The 17,920-nt window shown below is 37.5% G+C and carries 12 protein-coding genes; 6 read left to right on the top strand and 6 right to left on the bottom strand.

The genetic code is table 11. The features are described 5' to 3' along the window. Positions 1 to 5 precede the first annotated feature (5 nt). The gene (locus tag ACEN25_RS13400; protein WP_441803352.1) at positions 6 to 1,319 is read left to right on the top strand and encodes a RagB/SusD family nutrient uptake outer membrane protein; all 1,314 of its coding nucleotides are present in this window, start codon (positions 6 to 8) and stop codon (positions 1,317 to 1,319) included. A 74-nt stretch (positions 1,320 to 1,393) separates the two neighbouring features. On the opposite strand, the gene ACEN25_RS13395 is transcribed toward ACEN25_RS13400, so the two are convergent. From ACEN25_RS13395 to ACEN25_RS13380, 4 genes are read right to left on the bottom strand one after another with little or no spacing between them, the layout of a single operon-like run. After that, positions 1,394 to 4,906 (bottom strand): efflux RND transporter permease subunit, encoded by a 3,513-nt coding sequence (locus ACEN25_RS13395; protein ID WP_441803351.1) that lies wholly within the window; start codon positions 4,904 to 4,906, stop codon positions 1,394 to 1,396. Between the two features lie 4 nt (positions 4,907 to 4,910). Beyond that, the gene (locus ACEN25_RS13390; RefSeq protein WP_441803350.1) at positions 4,911 to 6,071 is read right to left on the bottom strand and encodes an efflux RND transporter periplasmic adaptor subunit; all 1,161 of its coding nucleotides are present in this window, start codon (positions 6,069 to 6,071) and stop codon (positions 4,911 to 4,913) included. An 18-nt stretch (positions 6,072 to 6,089) separates the two neighbouring features. After that, the gene (locus ACEN25_RS13385) at positions 6,090 to 7,469 is read right to left on the bottom strand and encodes a TolC family protein (protein WP_441803349.1); all 1,380 of its coding nucleotides are present in this window, start codon (positions 7,467 to 7,469) and stop codon (positions 6,090 to 6,092) included. After that, on the bottom strand, positions 7,469 to 8,074 hold the full coding sequence (locus ACEN25_RS13380) for a TetR/AcrR family transcriptional regulator (RefSeq protein ID WP_441803348.1): 606 nt from the start codon (positions 8,072 to 8,074) through the stop codon (positions 7,469 to 7,471). The genes ACEN25_RS13385 and ACEN25_RS13380 overlap by 1 nt, the downstream gene beginning before the upstream one ends. A gap of 161 nt (positions 8,075 to 8,235) precedes the next feature. On the opposite strand from ACEN25_RS13380, the gene ACEN25_RS13375 reads away from it, so the two are divergent. Then, a complete protein-coding gene (locus tag ACEN25_RS13375; RefSeq protein WP_441803347.1) occupies positions 8,236 to 9,210 on the top strand; it encodes a polyprenyl synthetase family protein in 975 nt (324 codons plus the stop codon). A gap of 9 nt (positions 9,211 to 9,219) precedes the next feature. Next, positions 9,220 to 9,561 (top strand): hypothetical protein, encoded by a 342-nt coding sequence (locus ACEN25_RS13370; protein WP_441803346.1) that lies wholly within the window; start codon positions 9,220 to 9,222, stop codon positions 9,559 to 9,561. On the opposite strand, the gene ACEN25_RS13365 is transcribed toward ACEN25_RS13370, so the two are convergent. Further along, positions 9,542 to 10,057 (bottom strand): hypothetical protein, encoded by a 516-nt coding sequence (locus ACEN25_RS13365; RefSeq protein ID WP_441803345.1) that lies wholly within the window; start codon positions 10,055 to 10,057, stop codon positions 9,542 to 9,544. The genes ACEN25_RS13370 and ACEN25_RS13365 overlap by 20 nt on opposite strands. 165 nt (positions 10,058 to 10,222) lie before the next feature. Between ACEN25_RS13365 and ACEN25_RS13360 the strand changes: the two genes are divergently transcribed. Both ACEN25_RS13360 and odhB read left to right on the top strand, forming a co-directional pair. Continuing rightward, on the top strand, positions 10,223 to 12,997 hold the full coding sequence (locus tag ACEN25_RS13360) for a 2-oxoglutarate dehydrogenase E1 component (protein WP_441803344.1): 2,775 nt from the start codon (positions 10,223 to 10,225) through the stop codon (positions 12,995 to 12,997). 66 nt (positions 12,998 to 13,063) lie between these two features. Continuing rightward, complete coding sequence (gene odhB / locus ACEN25_RS13355; RefSeq protein WP_441803343.1) at positions 13,064 to 14,359, top strand: 2-oxoglutarate dehydrogenase complex dihydrolipoyllysine-residue succinyltransferase; 1,296 nt, start codon at positions 13,064 to 13,066, stop codon at positions 14,357 to 14,359. A 65-nt stretch (positions 14,360 to 14,424) separates the two neighbouring features. On the opposite strand, the gene ACEN25_RS13350 is transcribed toward odhB, so the two are convergent. Continuing rightward, positions 14,425 to 14,730 (bottom strand): hypothetical protein, encoded by a 306-nt coding sequence (locus ACEN25_RS13350; protein ID WP_441803342.1) that lies wholly within the window; start codon positions 14,728 to 14,730, stop codon positions 14,425 to 14,427. 297 nt (positions 14,731 to 15,027) lie between these two features. Here ACEN25_RS13350 and polA point away from each other — a divergent pair, with 297 nt between their 5' ends. Further along, positions 15,028 to 17,880 (top strand): DNA polymerase I, encoded by a 2,853-nt coding sequence (gene polA, locus ACEN25_RS13345; RefSeq protein WP_441803341.1) that lies wholly within the window; start codon positions 15,028 to 15,030, stop codon positions 17,878 to 17,880. Positions 17,881 to 17,920 lie beyond the last annotated feature (40 nt).

The following is a 17,920-nucleotide window of genomic DNA, read 5'->3' as shown; positions in this document are numbered from 1 at the left end:
ACACTATGAAAACATTTAAATATATAAGTATGCTTTTTCTTGCGGGGACGTTAAGTGTCTCGTGCGAGGTTGATGAGTATTCTAATCTTAATGGCCCCGAAGTATCTGATATTGTTGCAGATCTTTCTAGAGGTGATTTAAGGGATTTAGTAGGAGGAACTTTTTATTCGATGCGTAACCGTTTAGGTACGTATTATGATGATGTGGGTGTTGTAGGTCGCGAGTATTTTAGATTCTCAAGTTCAGATCCGCGATTTACTGCAGATTTATTAGGTGGAGAGAATTCAGTTTTAGACAATAATACATTTTATACCACCGGCCCCTGGTCTGCACGATACCGTACGGTAAAAGAATTAAATATTATAAGTGATGGTATTGCAAATTCTACAGCAGATTTTACAGAAGCAGAGCGCAATGCAACCCTGGCGTATGCAAATACGATTAAAGCGCATGAGTTATTGTTGAATCTTAATCTGATGGATGAAAATGGGATACGTCTTGATGTGAGTGATCCTAATAATCTGGGACCAATTGTAGGTAAAGCAGAAGCGCTTACAGAAATTTTAGGTCTTTTAAATGAATCAGCTACACTATTAGCTAATGCAGGAGATTCTTTTCCGTTTGAGTTTCCGGTAGGTTTTACGGGTTTTGATACGCCGGCAACCTTTTTAGAGTTTAACAGAGCTCTTGCCGCTAGGGTAGCATTATATCAAGAAGATTATGCAGGAGCTTTAAATTATTTAAGCAATTCCTTTCTTGATTTAAGAGGCGATTTGGATACTGGTGTTTATTATAGTTTTTCTTTAGATGCTACAGATTTACCTAACCCTATGTTTTTTCCATTAAACGCATCAACTGCCGGGGCACGAATTGTACAACCTAGTTTTGTTACAGACGCAGAGGCAGGTGATACTCGTCTGAGTAAAGTAGTTCAGCGCGATGAGTCCTTAACATTAGACGGTCTTACGGGTAATTATGATGTGTTTCTTTATCCTTCACAAACGAGTTCTATTCCGTTAATTCGCAATGAGGAGTTAATTTTAATATACGCTGAAGCAAGTATTTTTACTACTCCTGCAAATGCGGTTACTGGTATTAATCGTGTGCGCACAGCAGCAGGCCTTACAGCATATACTGGTGCTCAAACAGAAGCAGCATTAATTGATGAACTTCTAAAGCAACGTAGATATTCATTATACGCAGAAGGTCATAGATGGATAGATGTTAGAAGATATGATCGTTTAAATACGTTACCTCTGGAGCGTCCTAATGATGATGTATGGAGTTCATTTCCTATTCCGCTTAATGAAAATGAGTAAATACCCACAATTAGTTTAAACTGAAAATGGCTGCCTTATAAGGCAGCCATTTTTTATATGAGGTATTTTAATTATTACTCGATTTCCTGAGTTTCAGTTTCAACAGATGTATTCTTTTTTCCGTGAATACGCAGTTTAAATTTATGTACCATTAAATACAGTAACGGCACAATAATTAGCGTTAGGAACGTAGCTATAATCAGACCGTAAATTACAGACCAGGCTAATGGACCCCAGAAAATTACGTTGTCCCCACCAATGTAAAAACCGGCGTCAAACGAACTAAATAAGCCAAAGAAATCTATGTTGATACCTATTGCAAGCGGTATTAAACCTAATACTGTTGTGATAGCTGTTAGAAGTACCGGTCTTAGACGGGCACGACCACTTTCTACAACTATATCTATAACTTCACTTTTAGGAAGTAACGCGTCGTCATCAAGGTCAAGCTGTACAATTCTACGATCTACTAGAAGTTGTGTATAATCTAATAGTACAACACCATTGTTTACTACTATACCTGCTAACGAAATAATACCCATCATCGTCATCATAATAACGAAAGAAGCTCCCGTAATTAATATACCTCCAAAAACACCTATGAAGCTCAAGAAAATTGCTATCATAATTATAGTAGGCTTAGAAATAGAAGAGAACTGAAAAATAAGAATAAAGAAGATTAATGCAAGACCGCCAAAAAACGCTCCCATTAAAAACTGCATTTGCTTATTTTGTTCTTCAATCTGACCGGTATAATCAATATGAATACTGTCTGGTAAGGCTGTAAAAGACTGCATTTCTGCCTGTATTTTAGTAACCACGGCAGTTGCATCAACAAAACCAGGGGCTAAGCCCGAATAAACAGTTACAACACGTTTAGTATCTCTGTGTTTAATAGCACTAAAAGATGAGGTGTTTTTCTTAGTAGCAACCGCAGAAACAGGGATTTCTTTAATTACCCCTGTCGCAGCATCTCTAAAGGTTATATTTTGATCAAATAATGCCGAAGTATTGTAACGATCGTCTTCTTCAAAACGTACATTAATATCATAATCTTCCCCGTCTTCCTTATAAATACCCGCTTTCTCACCAAAAAGAGCTCTACGAAGCTGGTTGCCTACCTGGCCGCTGGCAACACCCAGAGCACCTGCTTTCTCACGATCTACAATAACTTGCATTGCCGGTTTAGCACGGTTAACATCAATCTTTAATTCTTCAATTCCGGGTATGTTTCTAGAATTAATAAAGCTGCGCATATTTTCAGCGGTAGCGATTAACTCATTGTAATCTGTGCCTTCAAGTTCGATATTTATAGGATATCCCGCCGCAGGACCTGAAGCATCTTTTTCAACCGAAATGGCTACACCCGGGTAAGCATCTGTCAATTCAGACTGAACACGGGTACGTAATTCTTCAGAATCTGCACCATTACGGAATTTGTACTCCCGCATAGTCGCTGTAATCTTAGCACGGTGTGGCATTTCTGCCGCACTACCACCATCTGTTTGTGGGTTACCGGCACCCTCACCTACTTGTGAAACAGCACTTTCTACCAGAAAATTGAAATCTCCGTTAAGGTAGCGCTCATCATTAAGAATAGCATACACGCGTTTTTCAATATCTTTAGCGATGGTATTTGTCTTAGAGATATCTGTTCCTTCAGGATATTCTATATAGACAATTATTTGGTTGGGTTTATTGTCTGGGAAAAATTCGATACTCGTACGTTGTGATCCTACCGAAGCTCCAAATCCTATAAATACAAGAATAAGTAGTAGGAAAGTAGAAATGACCAGAACAGAAGGTTTTCTTCCTTTTAAGGCCCAGGTTAAAAATGATTTGTATTTATTTTCTAACCAAACCAGTGTATTATTTTGAAAATACTCTGCAGCTCCTTTTATGCTGTATTTGTACAGCCAGAAGATAATTGCAGTTACAATCATTACAGAACCTATACCGCGTATAGGACCGCCAAAAATTAGAATTAAAATACCTATAGGCACTAAAACCAGTGTAAGTCTAATTAGCTGTTTTCTTGTTAGAATTTTCTGGTCAACATCCATAAACTTACTAACCAACATCGAGTTGATGAATATAGCCACAAATAACGAAGAGCCCAATACTACAGAAAGTGTGATAGGGAAGTAGATCATAAACTGCCCCATTACGCCTGGCCAGGTCCCTAAAGGAACAAAGGCAGCTACAGTGGTAAGCGTAGATATAATAATAGGAAATGCAATCTCACCAATACCTTTTTTTGCGGCTTCAATACGGGACATTCCTTCTTCATCCATCAAGCGGTAGACATTTTCTACCACTACAATACCGTTATCAACGAGCATCCCCAGACCCATAATAAGGGCAAAAAGGATCATCGTATTCATCGTATATCCTAAAGCATTCAGGATCATAAATGACATAAACATAGACATTGGGATCGCAAAACCTACAAAAAGTGCATTTCTAAACCCAAGGAAAAACGTAAGTACACCTACAACCAGAATAATACCAAATATGATGTTATTAACCAGATCATTTACCTGGTTAATTGTCTTTTCTGATTGATCGTTTGCAGTGGTTATTTTTACATCTGGAGGAAATTCATTAGCCTGTGCTTCTGCTAAAATGGTGTTGATTTTCTCAACCGCCTCGACCATGTTTTTACCAGATCGTTTTTTAACGTCGAGCATCACTACATTTTCTCCCCATTCGCGGGCATACGTAGTTTTGTCTTCTTCTTTAAAAGTGATACTTGCTATATCCCGTAAGTAAACAGCTCCGTTTTGAGATTTAACAATAAAATTCTCAAGCTCTGAAGGTTTTTGAATTTCTCCAAGTATTCTAATGGTACGGCGTTGCCCGCTGTTAATTAAGTTACCTGCAGCCATAGTCATGTTCCCGTTGCGAATGGTGTTTAGGATATCGTCAAAACTTACCTGCGCAGCATTCATTTTAGTCACATCTACGGCAACTTCAACTTCTTTATCCTGAGCACCACGTATAGAAACTTCTTTAATTTCCGGAAGGTCTTCTATTTCATCCTGAAGGTATTCTCCAAACTTTTTAAGTTGCTCTACCTGATAATTCCCCTGAATATTCACATTAAGAATAGGCTGTTCTTCAGATAAGCTTAAGTCAAATACATTAGGTTCAACTTTAACACCGTTTGAAACCGGCCAGTCTTCATTTGCCTTTTCAGAATCTACCTCGTCTTTAACTTCTTGCTTAGCGCTTTCTACCGAAATATCATCTTCAAATTCTATGGTAATTAGGGCATAATTTTCTTGAGAGGTAGAAGTAATTTCTGTTACTCCCGAAACATTTTTTAAACGGTCTTCAAGAGGGTCTGTAATTAATTTTTCAACATCTTCAGCAGTATTCCCCGGGTAAGGAGCAGATATATAGATTTTAGTTTCATTAATTTCAGGAAAGGCTTCTCGTGGCATAACATAATATGCGATACCGCCCATTACCAGAAGTAAAGCCATTATGACATAGATCACTGTGGGGTTGTCTATCGCCCAGCTTGACATGCCAAATTCTTTATCTACCTGATTTTTTTTCTTACTTATTTTCTTTTCGCTCATCTCCTTAATTATTTAGGATTCTAATCTCCTGATTATCCTGTACGCTACGTGCGCCCTGAACGATGATTTCATCACCTGCATTCAATCCTGTTAGAACTTCTATTTTGTCTCCCTGTGCTTTTCCGGTTTTTACGATAACTCGTTTTGCAATTGTGTTGTTTTCAGTTCCTGAAGTTGCTACGTATACATATTGCTCGCCTTCCGCGTTTTCAGAAATTACGCTAAGCGGAATTAAAATAGCATTTTCACTGGTGTAATCATTAATTTTAAGTTTTGCAGTAAGATTTGGTTTTATACTTTTTTCTTCATTAGGTACTGCTACTTCAATTGTAAAGGAGCGGTTAGCAGGATTGATAAAATTACTGGTCTGGCGTATTTTAGATTCGATATTCTTATTGAGTACCGGGAAATCTACTTCTACAGTTTTGCCAATGTTTACGGTTCCTAAGTAACTCTCAGGAACTTCAGCAGTGATATACATATCGCTTAGATTTACAATTCGGTATAATTGAGTTCCCGGCATTACTGCAGAACCTTGCTCAGTCATTACCTGATCTATTGTGCCTGAAAAGGGTGCATTAACAGTGGTTTTTCCTAATTGACTCTTTAATTGATTTACTTGGCTTTGAGAAGCCTCGTAAGTTGCTTTTGCCTGTAAATATTGAATTTCAGAACCTATATTCTGATCCCATAAGCGCTTTTGACGTTCAAAAGTGGTTTTGTTAAGTTGGGCTTGGGTTTCTAACTGAGCCAACTGAGACCCTAAACCGCCGTCGTCTATACGTGCTAAAACCTGACCCTTAGTGACCTTATCGCCTTCTTTAACAAATACCCGAGATAAAACCCCGCTGTATTCTGCGCTAATCATTACATTTTGTTTGGTTTCAACATTCCCCTGTATTTCTAGAAAATGATTAAATAAAGTATCTGTTACTTTCTGAGTAGAAACTAACGGACCGTTATTTTTCTTTTCCGCATTTTCAATAACTGTATTTAATTTTTTAAGTTTTAATTGGAGCTCTGTACTCTCATCTTTTAACTGCGTCTGCGCTTCCTTAATAGCTTCAATATCTCCTGAAGCAATAAGTTTATCTACATCAACTTGTTTTTCGCCACAAGAAATTAATAGTGTGGTAATTACGAGTAGGGATACTATATTTTTCATATAAAAGAATTTCTAAGGTTAGTTTTGTTGAGGTTGATAAACGCTGGTGTCTAATGTTTTTTCTAATGCAGCTTTATTTGCAATAACTTCGTACATAGCTTGTAAGTAATCTTGTTGTGCCTGGTAGAGTTGGGTTTGTGCTTCACTAAGTTCAAAGCTGCTGGCGATACCTTCAAAGAATTTAATCGAATTTTTATTTTCAATACGTTCTGCCAATGCCAGATTTTTCTCTTGAGTGCTAAAATTATCTAGGGCAAATTGATAATCATTACGCGCAGTAGCCATTTGTAATTTTACCTGATTGCGAGTCTGCTCAAGATCCTCAAGACTTTTCTTGTAGGCCAGTTCTTTTTGAGCGGTTTTTGCTGCACGCATTCCGCTACTAAAAATAGGTACTGTAAGCGATACGCCTACAATAGACTGTTCAAAATAACGCTGCTCATCGCTAAGAAAACTAAAATCATTGCTCGCACCTGAAGCACCATAATTTACATAGGCACTCAGTCTGGGTAAAGCTTTACTTTTTTCTAGTTTAACTTCAGTCTGTGCAAGATTTGTTTGATCTGCGGCAATACGATAATCAATATTATTTTCTGGGTTTATAGACTGGGTAAGTAAGCTTAGATCATAGTATTGCATAGCTAAATCTTCAAGACTATCTGTAACCTGTAGTTTGCTGTCTATTGGGATGCCTAAGGTGAGCTTAAGCATATCATAAGCGATAGCGAGTTGACGTATGGTATTGTTTAATTGAGTTTCAAGACCTAAATAGGTAATTTGTAATTGCTCTACATCTTCCTCTTCCGTAAGGCCATTTTCAAAAATCTTCTGGGTGTCAGATAAATTTTTATCTAATGTTTTTAGGTTTTTCTGAAGTATTATAACACTTTCTTCAGCAAGTAAAACATTACCATAAGCCTCTATAACAGCTTGTTTTACCTCTAAGTCTGTTTTAACCTTTGCATTTTCAGAAATCTGAAGCAAGGTTTTTGAAGACTGAACACCTACAATATAGGAACCGTCAAAAATTAGTTGATTCCAGGTTGCGGTTGCGGCAGCACTTTGTTTTGGGCTAAACTGTACCGGGATAAAGGTTCCTGCAGCTGCATTAGGGTCAAAAAACTGAGCGGGAATAAAAGACGTAGGCTGTATCAACTGGTTTTGATAGGTTACTTCGCCCGTTATTTGGGGAAGTCCCTGTGCTATGATTTCCCATTTTTGTTTAAGGGCAATCTCAACATCTGTCTGTGCATTTTTTGCACTATAACTGTTGTTTAAGCCATAAATTATGGCGTCTTGTAAGCTCAGCGCATACGATTGTACCTCTGTACTGTCTTGTGCATGACTATAATTTAAGAAGCCAAATACACACGCTAAGAGAATTAGGGATTTTCGCATTAGTCTTGATTTGAGTGAATTATTTGATTGAGAATTTTTCGGCCTTCGGGAGTGACAATCCCACGTAAATGATATTCAAGATACATCTCATACAAAGTAGCGTGAGGGAATTTTTCTTGCGGAAAAATACTGTCATCTTTGATGTTAGTCATTCCTATATGATACATTCTGGAAACAAACTCGACATCTAGATTATTACGAAATAAACCCATATTTATGCCTTTAGTTATGTTCTCTTCCATACAGCCTTTCATAAAATCAAATTGCTGAAGTTGGAGCTCATTGAAAATTTTAGGGTAATATTTCAATAGTTGTTGAATAGATGAGGATTTCTCACCTTGTAAATGTTGTATTACATACTTTTTAATCTCATAAAGCTCTTCAATAGGGTTTTTGTGCTTGTTTATAAGTTTAGTTACTGCGGTCTGTACAGTGGTCATCATTTGATGACTTACAGCATAAACTAATTCTGTTTTATGTGAATAGCTGGCATAAATGGTTTTTTTTGAAATGCCCATATGCGTAGCTATATCATCCATAGTGACACTCTTAAAGCCCTGCTTTATAAAAAGTTGTGTGGCGGTATCTAAAATTTCTTGTTTCATATTACGGCGCAAAGATACTTCGGAAACTTTAAAAACGAATTAAGTTTCCTAAGTTTATTGGTGACTTAACGTAATAATAACATTGTGAATATAATTGAGCTTATTTGAGTTTGAGAGTAGAGTTAGAATTTAGAGTGTTATTTTAGCCAAAAATTTGAACTATGTTGCGTATTGATCAATACACAGATGTATTTGTTGACTATTTAAACGAGCGAATTAAAAGTAGAGAACCTAAAAATCTTTATGATCCTATTCTTTACATTTTACAATTGGGCGGTAAGCGTTTACGTCCCGTGTTAACGTTAATGGCTACAGATATCTTTGAGTCAGATTATAAAAAGGCGCTCGATGCTGCACTGGCAGTTGAAGTATTTCATAACTTCTCTTTAGTTCACGATGATATTATGGACGATGCTCCACTACGCAGGGGTAAAGAGACCGTTCACGAAAAGTGGGATATAAATACCGGTATTCTCTCTGGGGACGCCATGCTCATAAATGCCTATCAGCTTTTTGAAAATTACGAGGGAGATACTTTTAGAAATCTGGCAAAACTTTTTAGTAAAACGGCTATAGAGGTTTGTGAGGGGCAGCAATACGATGTTGATTTTGAAACTCGCGACGATGTTACGTTACCGGAGTATCTAAAAATGATCGAATATAAAACTGCTGTTTTAGTAGGTGCTGCTTTAAAAATGGGAGCGATTGTGGCAGCGGCTTCTAAAACTAATTGTGACCTTATTTATGAATTCGGTAGAGATTTAGGAATTGCTTTTCAGCTTCAGGATGATTATTTAGATGCTTTTGGTGACCCTGAAACGTTTGGAAAGCAGGTAGGTGGTGATATCATAGAGAATAAAAAAACCTTCCTGTACTTAACTGCTTTAAAACGTCTCGACCCGGCACACAGTATACAGTTAAGTCATTTGTACAGTATTAGTCCGCAAGATCCTAATGGTAAAATAGAAACCGTTAAGCAGCTCTTTTTAGATTCCGGCGCAGCCGAAGCGATTAAAGAAGAAATTGAAATATATACTAATAAGGCTCTTAAAGTGCTGAATGATCTCGATGTTAAAGAAGAAAACAAGCAACTCCTAAGAGAGTTTGCTCAAGCTTTAATGCGAAGAAAAGTTTAATAACTTTCTATGAAAACGGCTCAGGAAATCTTAAAATTATCAATTGCAAATCAACTTTATGTTGCATTAGTAAATCAATTAAATAAAGATTTTAGGCGAGTTGGGATAGAAGCCTCTTTTGGCCTGGAATTAAAACCTGAAGCCGTCGTTAGAAACCTTACTGCTACAATTTATGAACTTATCGTTTCTGACTTTGAGGCGTATCTAAATTTGCTATATGCTATAGATGTTTCTGAAGCTAAAATAAAAGATTTGCCTGTTCAAGAGGTTCATGAACTTGCAACAGCAGTAACACAATTAATTCTTGAACGTGAATTTTTAAAAGTTTCTTTTAAAAATAAACACGAATAAAGGGTTGGATCGCGCTTGAGTAAACCGCATCACGATCACTGTAAAGAACATTATATCGCGCACCAAGTGTAACAGGGCCATTTCGGTATCCCAATCCTAAAAATAGGGCAGCGTTCCAAAAGTCATCACTAAATGTTCCTCCATCTAAATTTGCCCTTTGAGAAACGTAGAGTTCTTCAAATTCTGCAGACAGCTGTATGATGGGTAGTGGGTTTGCTAAGGCAATTATACTACCTCCTACAATTGAAGATTTTAATGACCTATCTTTTACATATGAGTAACTCAAACCGGGACCCATCGCAAAATACGGATTGAAGTTATAAATGGCACTTGGAGCGATGCTTGCTGCAAAGTATTCTCTTCCAAAATTTAAACCAAAACCGCCACCTACATCTACCTTGTCCCAAAAATCAGAGCCTTGTGATTGTGCCTGTAATGAGATGTTTATTGCTAAAAATAACATCGCAAAACCACAGACTTTTAGTAGTGAATTCATAAACTTAGATTTAAGTGATTAATTGGTGATTTGACAACTTCATAAACACCTCATTTAAAATGTTAATGATAAGCATAAAATTAGTAAACCAAAGGTCTTGTGCCATCGAAAAATTGTACTTTTGACAAATTATTGCTTAAAAAATCGACAGATTTAAATTATAAAATGGATAGATTTTCATTTCTCAATGCAGCAAACACTGCATATTTCGCAGAACTTTACGATAAATACCTACAGCATCCTGATAGTGTGGAGCCTAGTTGGAGAGCATTTTTTCAAGGTTTCGATTTCGGTATGGAAGAGAGTGGTGTACAGCCAGACAGCCCCATATCTGAGGTAAAATCAACAACTACAGTGACTTCTGTTCCTGATAATCTTCAAAAAGAATTTCAGGTAGTAAAGTTAATAGACGGGTATCGTACACGTGGACATTTGTTTACAAAAACAAATCCTGTACGTGAACGCCGCCAGTATACACCCACGCTAGAGTTAAAAAACTTTGGTCTTAGTGAAAACGATTTAGATATCACGTTTTCGGCAGGTGAGATTCTAGGTATAGGTAGTACGACATTACGCGAGATCGTAAGTCACCTTGAAAAAATATACTGTGAGTCTATAGGTGTTGAATATATGTTCATTCGCAAACCTGAAGAAATACAGTGGATTCAGGATAAGCTGAATATCAACGACAATCACCCAAAATTTTCAGCAGATGTTAAGAAGAAAATTTTAAAGAAACTCAATGAGGCTGTTTCTTTTGAGACTTTTCTTCATACAAAATACGTGGGTCAAAAGCGATTCTCTCTCGAAGGAGGTGAAAGCTTTATCCCGGCAGTTGATGCTATTATTGAAGCAGCAGCAGATCGCGGTGTAAAAGAATTTGTAATGGGTATGGCACATAGAGGTCGTTTAAATACCCTTACTAATATCTTTGGTAAAAATGCAAAAGACATCTTTAGCGAATTTGACGGTAAAGATTATGATCAGGAAGTTTTTGATGGTGATGTAAAATACCATTTAGGTTGGACGTCTAGCCGCAAAACAGATAGCGGTAAAGAAATAAATATAAATATAGCACCCAATCCCTCTCACTTAGAGACTGTAGGTGCTGTTGTAGAAGGTATCGCCAGAGCAAAACAAGACTTGCATCATTTTGACCAACCTAACCAGGTATTGCCTATCGTAGTTCACGGGGATGCTGCAATTGCAGGGCAGGGTATTGTTTATGAAATAATACAAATGGCTCAGTTAGATGGCTATACCACAAAGGGTACCATACATATTGTCATAAATAACCAGATTGGTTTTACTACAAATTATCTTGATGCACGTTCTTCTACTTATTGTACAGATGTTGCAAAAACCACACTTTCGCCGGTACTGCACGTTAATGCAGATGATGCAGAGGCTGTAGTTCACGCTTCATTATTTGCATTAGATTTTAGAATGGAGTTTGGTCGTGATGTATTTATAGATCTTTTAGGGTACAGAAAATACGGTCATAACGAAGGTGATGAGCCACGTTTTACCCAGCCTAAATTGTATAAAGCAATAGCAAAACACGATAACGCTCGAGATATCTACGCAGAAAAGTTAAGAGCAGAAGGTGTTATTGATGAGAATTATGTAAAACTTCTTGAAGAAGAATACAAGGAGAAACTAGAAGAAAAATTAGAGAAATCTAGGGAAGAAGATACCACACGTATTACTGCAATTATGCAGGATGAGTGGGAAGGCTTTGAGCAGGCTACTGAGGTAGAAATGATGAACCCTATAGATACTTCTTATGATCTTGAGGCACTTGATGAAATTGCAGACGTAATCACCAGGCTTCCTGAAGATAAAAAGTTTATGCGTAAAATTCTTAAGATTATTGAAGGGCGTCGTACGATGTACTTTGATGATAATAAGATAGATTGGGGTCTTGCAGAGTTACTTGCATACGGTTCTTTACTTAAAGAAGGATTTGATGTACGTATGACAGGTCAGGATGTGGAGCGAGGTACTTTTTCGCACAGGCACGCGGTTACTAAAGTAGAAGATAGTGAAGAAGAAATTGTGCTCTTGAATAACCTAAAAGGCGATCAGGGTCATATGTATATTTTTAACTCTTTATTATCTGAATATGGTGTTGTAGGTTTTGATTACGGTTATGCAATGGCGAGCCCCAAAACACTTCCTATTTGGGAAGCACAGTTTGGTGATTTTAGCAACGGAGCTCAGATTATGTTAGATCAATATATATCTGCCGCAGAAGATAAGTGGAAATTACAAAACGGTCTGGTAATGTTATTGCCACACGGTTATGAAGGCCAGGGTGCAGAACACTCTTCTGCACGTATGGAGCGTTACTTACAGTTGTGTGCTGTAGACAATATGTATGTTGCAGACTGTACCACACCGGCAAACTTTTACCACTTGTTACGTCGCCAGTTAAAAACCAATTTCAGAAAACCGCTCATTGTTTTCACTCCTAAAAGTTTATTAAGACATCCTAAGGTTGTTTCTACAAAAGAAGAACTAGCTAACGGAAGTTTTAAAATGACTATTGATGACGATTCAGTAAAGGCTGAAGCTGTAAGAACATTAGTTTTTGTCACCGGTAAATTTTATTACGATCTTCTGGAGAAGCGTGAAGAATTAGAAAGAGATGACGTTGCTTTAGTGCGTATTGAGCAACTATTTCCACTTCCTAAGAATGAGATTCGCGCAGCTATAGAAAAGTATAAAAATGCAGATGATGTAGTTTGGGCTCAGGAAGAGCCGCGTAACATGGGAGCTTACGGGCACTTGTTAATGCATCTTCCCGAAGCGCAAAAATTCAGAATTTGCAGTCGTAAATTTTACGGTGCTCCTGCTGCAGGAAGTTCTGTTCGTTTTAAAAGAAGACATCAGAAAGTGATTGATGATGTTTTTGATAAAGATTCAAATAACCAATAAAAAATTTGTTTTTGGTTCTACTGAAATAGAAACATTACAAAAGAAAAAAGTTAATAAAATAGAAATATGGCTTTAGAAATGAAAGTCCCTTCTCCGGGAGAATCGATTACAGAAGTTGAAATAGCACAGTGGCTTGTTGAAGATGGCGACTATGTAGAAAAAGACCAGGCGATAGCCGAAGTAGATAGTGATAAAGCTACCTTAGAACTTCCGGCAGAAGCAAGCGGTATTATAACCTTAAAGGCTGAAGAAGGTGATGCTGTAGCAGTAGGGCAGGTAGTGTGCCTTATTGATACCGATGCTCCAAAACCAGGGGGCTCAGATTCTAACAAAGCTTCAGGTGATGAAGGTAGTAGAGGAGATGCTGAAAAAGAATTAGATAAAAAAGATAAGAATACGGCAGATACTAACGAGAAGGCAGAAGCAAAAACAGAAACACCTTCAAAGTCAAGTACTCCTAGCCAATCTCAGGATAAAAAGTCTTATGCAACAGGAACACCGTCTCCTGCAGCTAAGAAAACTTTAGATGAGAAGGGTATAGATGCTAAAGATGTTCAGGGAAGTGGCCGTGATGGTCGCATCACTAAAGAAGATGCTGTTAATGCTAAGCCTTCAATGGGAACTCCAGGTAACGGAAGTCGCGGAGAAAGTCGTTCAAAAATGTCTATGTTACGTCGCAAAGTAGCAGAGCGCTTAGTTAGCGTAAAAAATGAAACGGCAATGCTTACTACGTTTAACGAGGTAGATATGTCTGCTATTTTTGCTTTACGTGATAAATATAAAGAAGACTTTAAATCAAAACATAGTGTTGGGTTAGGCTTTATGTCTTTCTTCACATTAGCTTGTGTACGTGCATTAGAAATGTACCCTGCTGTAAACTCTATGATAGATGGTAAGGAGATGATTACTTATGATTTTAAAGATATTTCTATTGCAGTATCCGGTCCAAAGGGGCTTATGGTTCCTGTAATTAGAAATGCTGAAAATTTAAGTTTTAGAGGTGTTGAGTCTGAAGTGAAGCGTCTAGCACTTAGAGCACGTGATGGTCAGATTACAGTAGATGAGATGACCGGTGGTACATTTACAATTACAAATGGGGGTGTTTTTGGTAGTATGCTTTCTACGCCTATCATCAATCCTCCGCAATCTGCAATCTTAGGAATGCACAATATTGTAGAACGACCTATCGTACGTGATGGAGGTATTGCAATTGCGCCTATTATGTATGTAGCACTTTCTTACGATCACCGTATTATTGATGGTAAAGAATCTGTAGGGTTTCTAGTAGCTGTTAAAGAAGCATTAGAAAATCCTGAAGAGTTATTAATGAACAACAATGTATTAAAAGCACTAGAGCTTTAAGAATATTGGAATATGTATGAAAAGCCTGTTAGTTTTTGCTAACAGGTTTTTTTTATGCCTACAACTTAGCTGCTGCTTATAATTTCAGCAATTAGCAATCTCAATTCTTCATTTAGGGATATAGTCGGAAAAGCTCTCCCAGCCTTATTATACCAGTATTTTGCATTGTAATTATCACCTTCATCGCGGTGCAAGTGTGCGTGAATAAGACTTCCCGTAGAATTCTTAATATCTTGAGCTATTGTATGTGAAGCTTCCCAATTATCATTGGCTTTATACCACAAAGATTGTAAGGTTTCCGGCCAGTCTGGAGGAGGATTGTCACGAGTTAACGTGATTTCAAATTCTTTATAATCCTTCGGAATGCTCATAGTCAATTTTAATTTTGAATGTAGTCCTAAACCTAAGCTGAGGTTGGGATTGAAGATCATTATATAAATCAGATAATCTATTTTTCAACAGAACTTATTTGAGACGTTTTCAGTATTCTGTTTTAAGTTAAAAATTCCTATTGTAATCCTAAAGTAGCTCTGTAGTCGGTACACTTCAATTGATGAAGTGTTTATTATATTTTGCAAATTTAAAAATGGATTAGGTATAAAAACGCATATCAAAAGACTAATTCCTATTTTTGATATTTCAATTCCAGATTAAAACAGATTCCCAATATGTCAACTCAAAAACGCTTATTTCTTTTAGATGCTTACGCACTAATTTTTCGTGGTTATTACGCACTTATAAAAAATCCCAGAGTAAACTCAAAAGGGCAGGATACCTCTGCGGTAATGGGTTTTGTAAATTCACTCTTTGATGTGATTAAACGAGAAAAACCAGATCATTTAGCAGTTGCTTTTGATAAAGGTGGAAGCTCTGAACGCGTAGAAATGTATGAAGAATACAAGGCTAATCGTGATGAAACGCCAGAGGCTATACGTATTGCTGTGCCTATCATTCAGGAGATTTTAAAAGCTATGCACGTACCTTTTGTGCAAATTGAAGGTGTAGAAGCAGATGACTTAATAGGTACACTGGCTAAACAGGCAGAACAAGAGGGTTATCAGGTTTTTATGGTAACACCAGATAAGGATTATGCACAATTGGTTACCGAAAATATATTTATGTACAAGCCTGCCCGTATGGGGAATGGGATTGAGATATGGGGAATTCCTGAAGTACAAAAACGCTTTGAAGTTGAGCGACCAGAACAGGTAATTGATTATCTGGGAATGATGGGAGATGCATCAGACAATATACCCGGTTTACCGGGGGTAGGTGATAAGACTGCCAAGAAATTTATTAAAGAATATGGTGGTCTTGAAGGACTTCTTGCTAATACAGATAAACTTAAAGGCAAGATGAAAGAGAAGGTTATTGAGAGTGCAGAATTAGGGCGCCTGTCTCGAAAGCTTGCTACGATTATGACCGATTGTGATGTGCAGTTTCACGCAGAATCATACGAACTTTCACAACCCGATGCAGATAAGGTACAGGAGATTTTTGATGAACTCGAATTTAGAAGGCTTAAAGACCAGTTTATCAAAATCTTTTCAGGTGAAGCTGATAGTGATACGGGTGCAGCAGTAAGTAGTACGGAAACAGCCAAGAGACTTGTAATTTCTTCAGAGCAGGCAGCAAATGCAGGAGCGGGGCAATACAATTTATTTGGCGGTCCTTCTGAAGGCAATGAGATTGAAGAGCGTAATACACGCAAAACAATTAAAGATACAGAGCATTTTTATCAAAGCGTTGCTCCCGGAATGGCTACAAAACTATTTCTGAAAAATCTTATGAAGCAGGAGTCGGTATGTTTTGATACCGAAACAACATCTCTCGACCCGTTAAAAGCAAATTTAGTGGGCATTGCATTTAGCTGGGAAAAAAGTAAGGGGTATTATATTCCTTTTCCACAGAAACAGGAAGAAGCTCAGCAGTTAATAGAAGAGTTAAAGCCATTTTTTGAAGCAGAAACGATTCAGAAAATAGGTCAAAATTTAAAATACGATATCAAAGTATTAGCAAAATACGGAGTTGAGGTAAAAGGAAAACTTTTTGATACCATGATTGCGCATTATCTCATCAATCCAGATATGCGCCATAATATGGATGTTCTTGCAGAAACGTACCTCAATTACTCACCGGTTTCTATTGAGGAGTTAATAGGTAAAAAAGGAAAAAATCAAAAGTCGATGGCAGATGTCCCGGTTGAGCAACAAACCGAATACGCTGTTGAAGATGCAGATATAACGCTTCAGCTCAAAGAGCATTTTGAAAAAGAAATGGGCGAGGCTAATACACAAAAGCTTTTTGACGAAATCGAAATTCCGTTAGTACAGGTTCTTGCAGATATGGAGCTTGAAGGTATTAATCTTGATAAAGATTTTTTAAACAGCCTTGCTGAAGAGCTTAATTCAGACATTCTTTCATTAGAAGAAAAAATTTACAAAGATGCCGGCGAAGAATTTAATATTGGTTCGCCGAAGCAATTAGGAGAGATTCTATTTGATAAACTCAAACTGGTAGATAAGCCGAAGAAAACACGTACCGGCCAGTATTCTACAGCAGAAGATGTGCTTTCTTATTTAGCTTCAGATCACGAGATCATTCAGAACGTACTAGATTATCGAGGACTGGCAAAATTAAAGAGTACATACGTAGATGCATTGCCTACGCAAGTAGATGAGAACACCGGCCGTGTACATACAGACTATATGCAAACTGTAGCGGCAACGGGGCGTTTGAGCTCTAATAACCCTAACTTACAAAACATTCCTATTCGTACAGAACGTGGTCGTCAGGTACGTAAGGCTTTTGTTCCGCGTAGCGAAGACTATGTTTTACTGGCAGCAGATTATTCGCAGATAGAATTACGAATCATAGCGGCTTTAAGCCAGGAAGAAACCATGATGCAGGCGTTTAAGAATGGTGAAGACATTCACGCTTCTACGGCTGCAAAAGTATTTAATGTAGCCTTAGAAGATGTTACCAGAGAGCAACGCAGCAATGCGAAAACTGTGAATTTTGGTATTATCTATGGAGTTTCGGCATTCGGATTGAGCAATCAAACAGATTTAAGCAGAGGAGAGAGTAAAGATCTTATTGATACCTATTATAAAACCTATCCGAAGCTGCGTAATTACATGAGTGAGCAGGTAGATTTTGCACGCGATAACGGTTATGTTTCTACAGTTTTAGGTCGTCGTCGTTATTTAAAAGACATCAACAGTAGTAATGCTGTTGTGCGTGGTGCAGCAGAGCGCAACGCTGTAAACGCACCTATACAAGGTAGTGCGGCAGATATCATCAAAATCGCGATGATCAATATTCACAAAAAGCTGAAAGCTGAAAATTTAAAGACAAAGATGCTGTTACAGGTTCATGATGAACTTGTTTTTGATGTGTATAAAGCTGAATTAGAACACGTAAAAGCGATGATCAAATCTGAAATGGAAAATGCTTTTAAGATGGATGTTCCGTTAGATGTTGAACTGGGAGTTGGAGAGAATTGGCTTGAGGCTCATTAATATATAGACTAAGGGCTTCCATTTTTGGAAGCCCTTAGTC

Source organism: Leeuwenhoekiella sp. W20_SRS_FM14 (assembly GCF_052119605.1).
Lineage (GTDB): Bacteria > Bacteroidota > Bacteroidia > Flavobacteriales > Flavobacteriaceae > Leeuwenhoekiella.
This window is presented reverse-complemented; position numbering and strand designations above follow the sequence as displayed.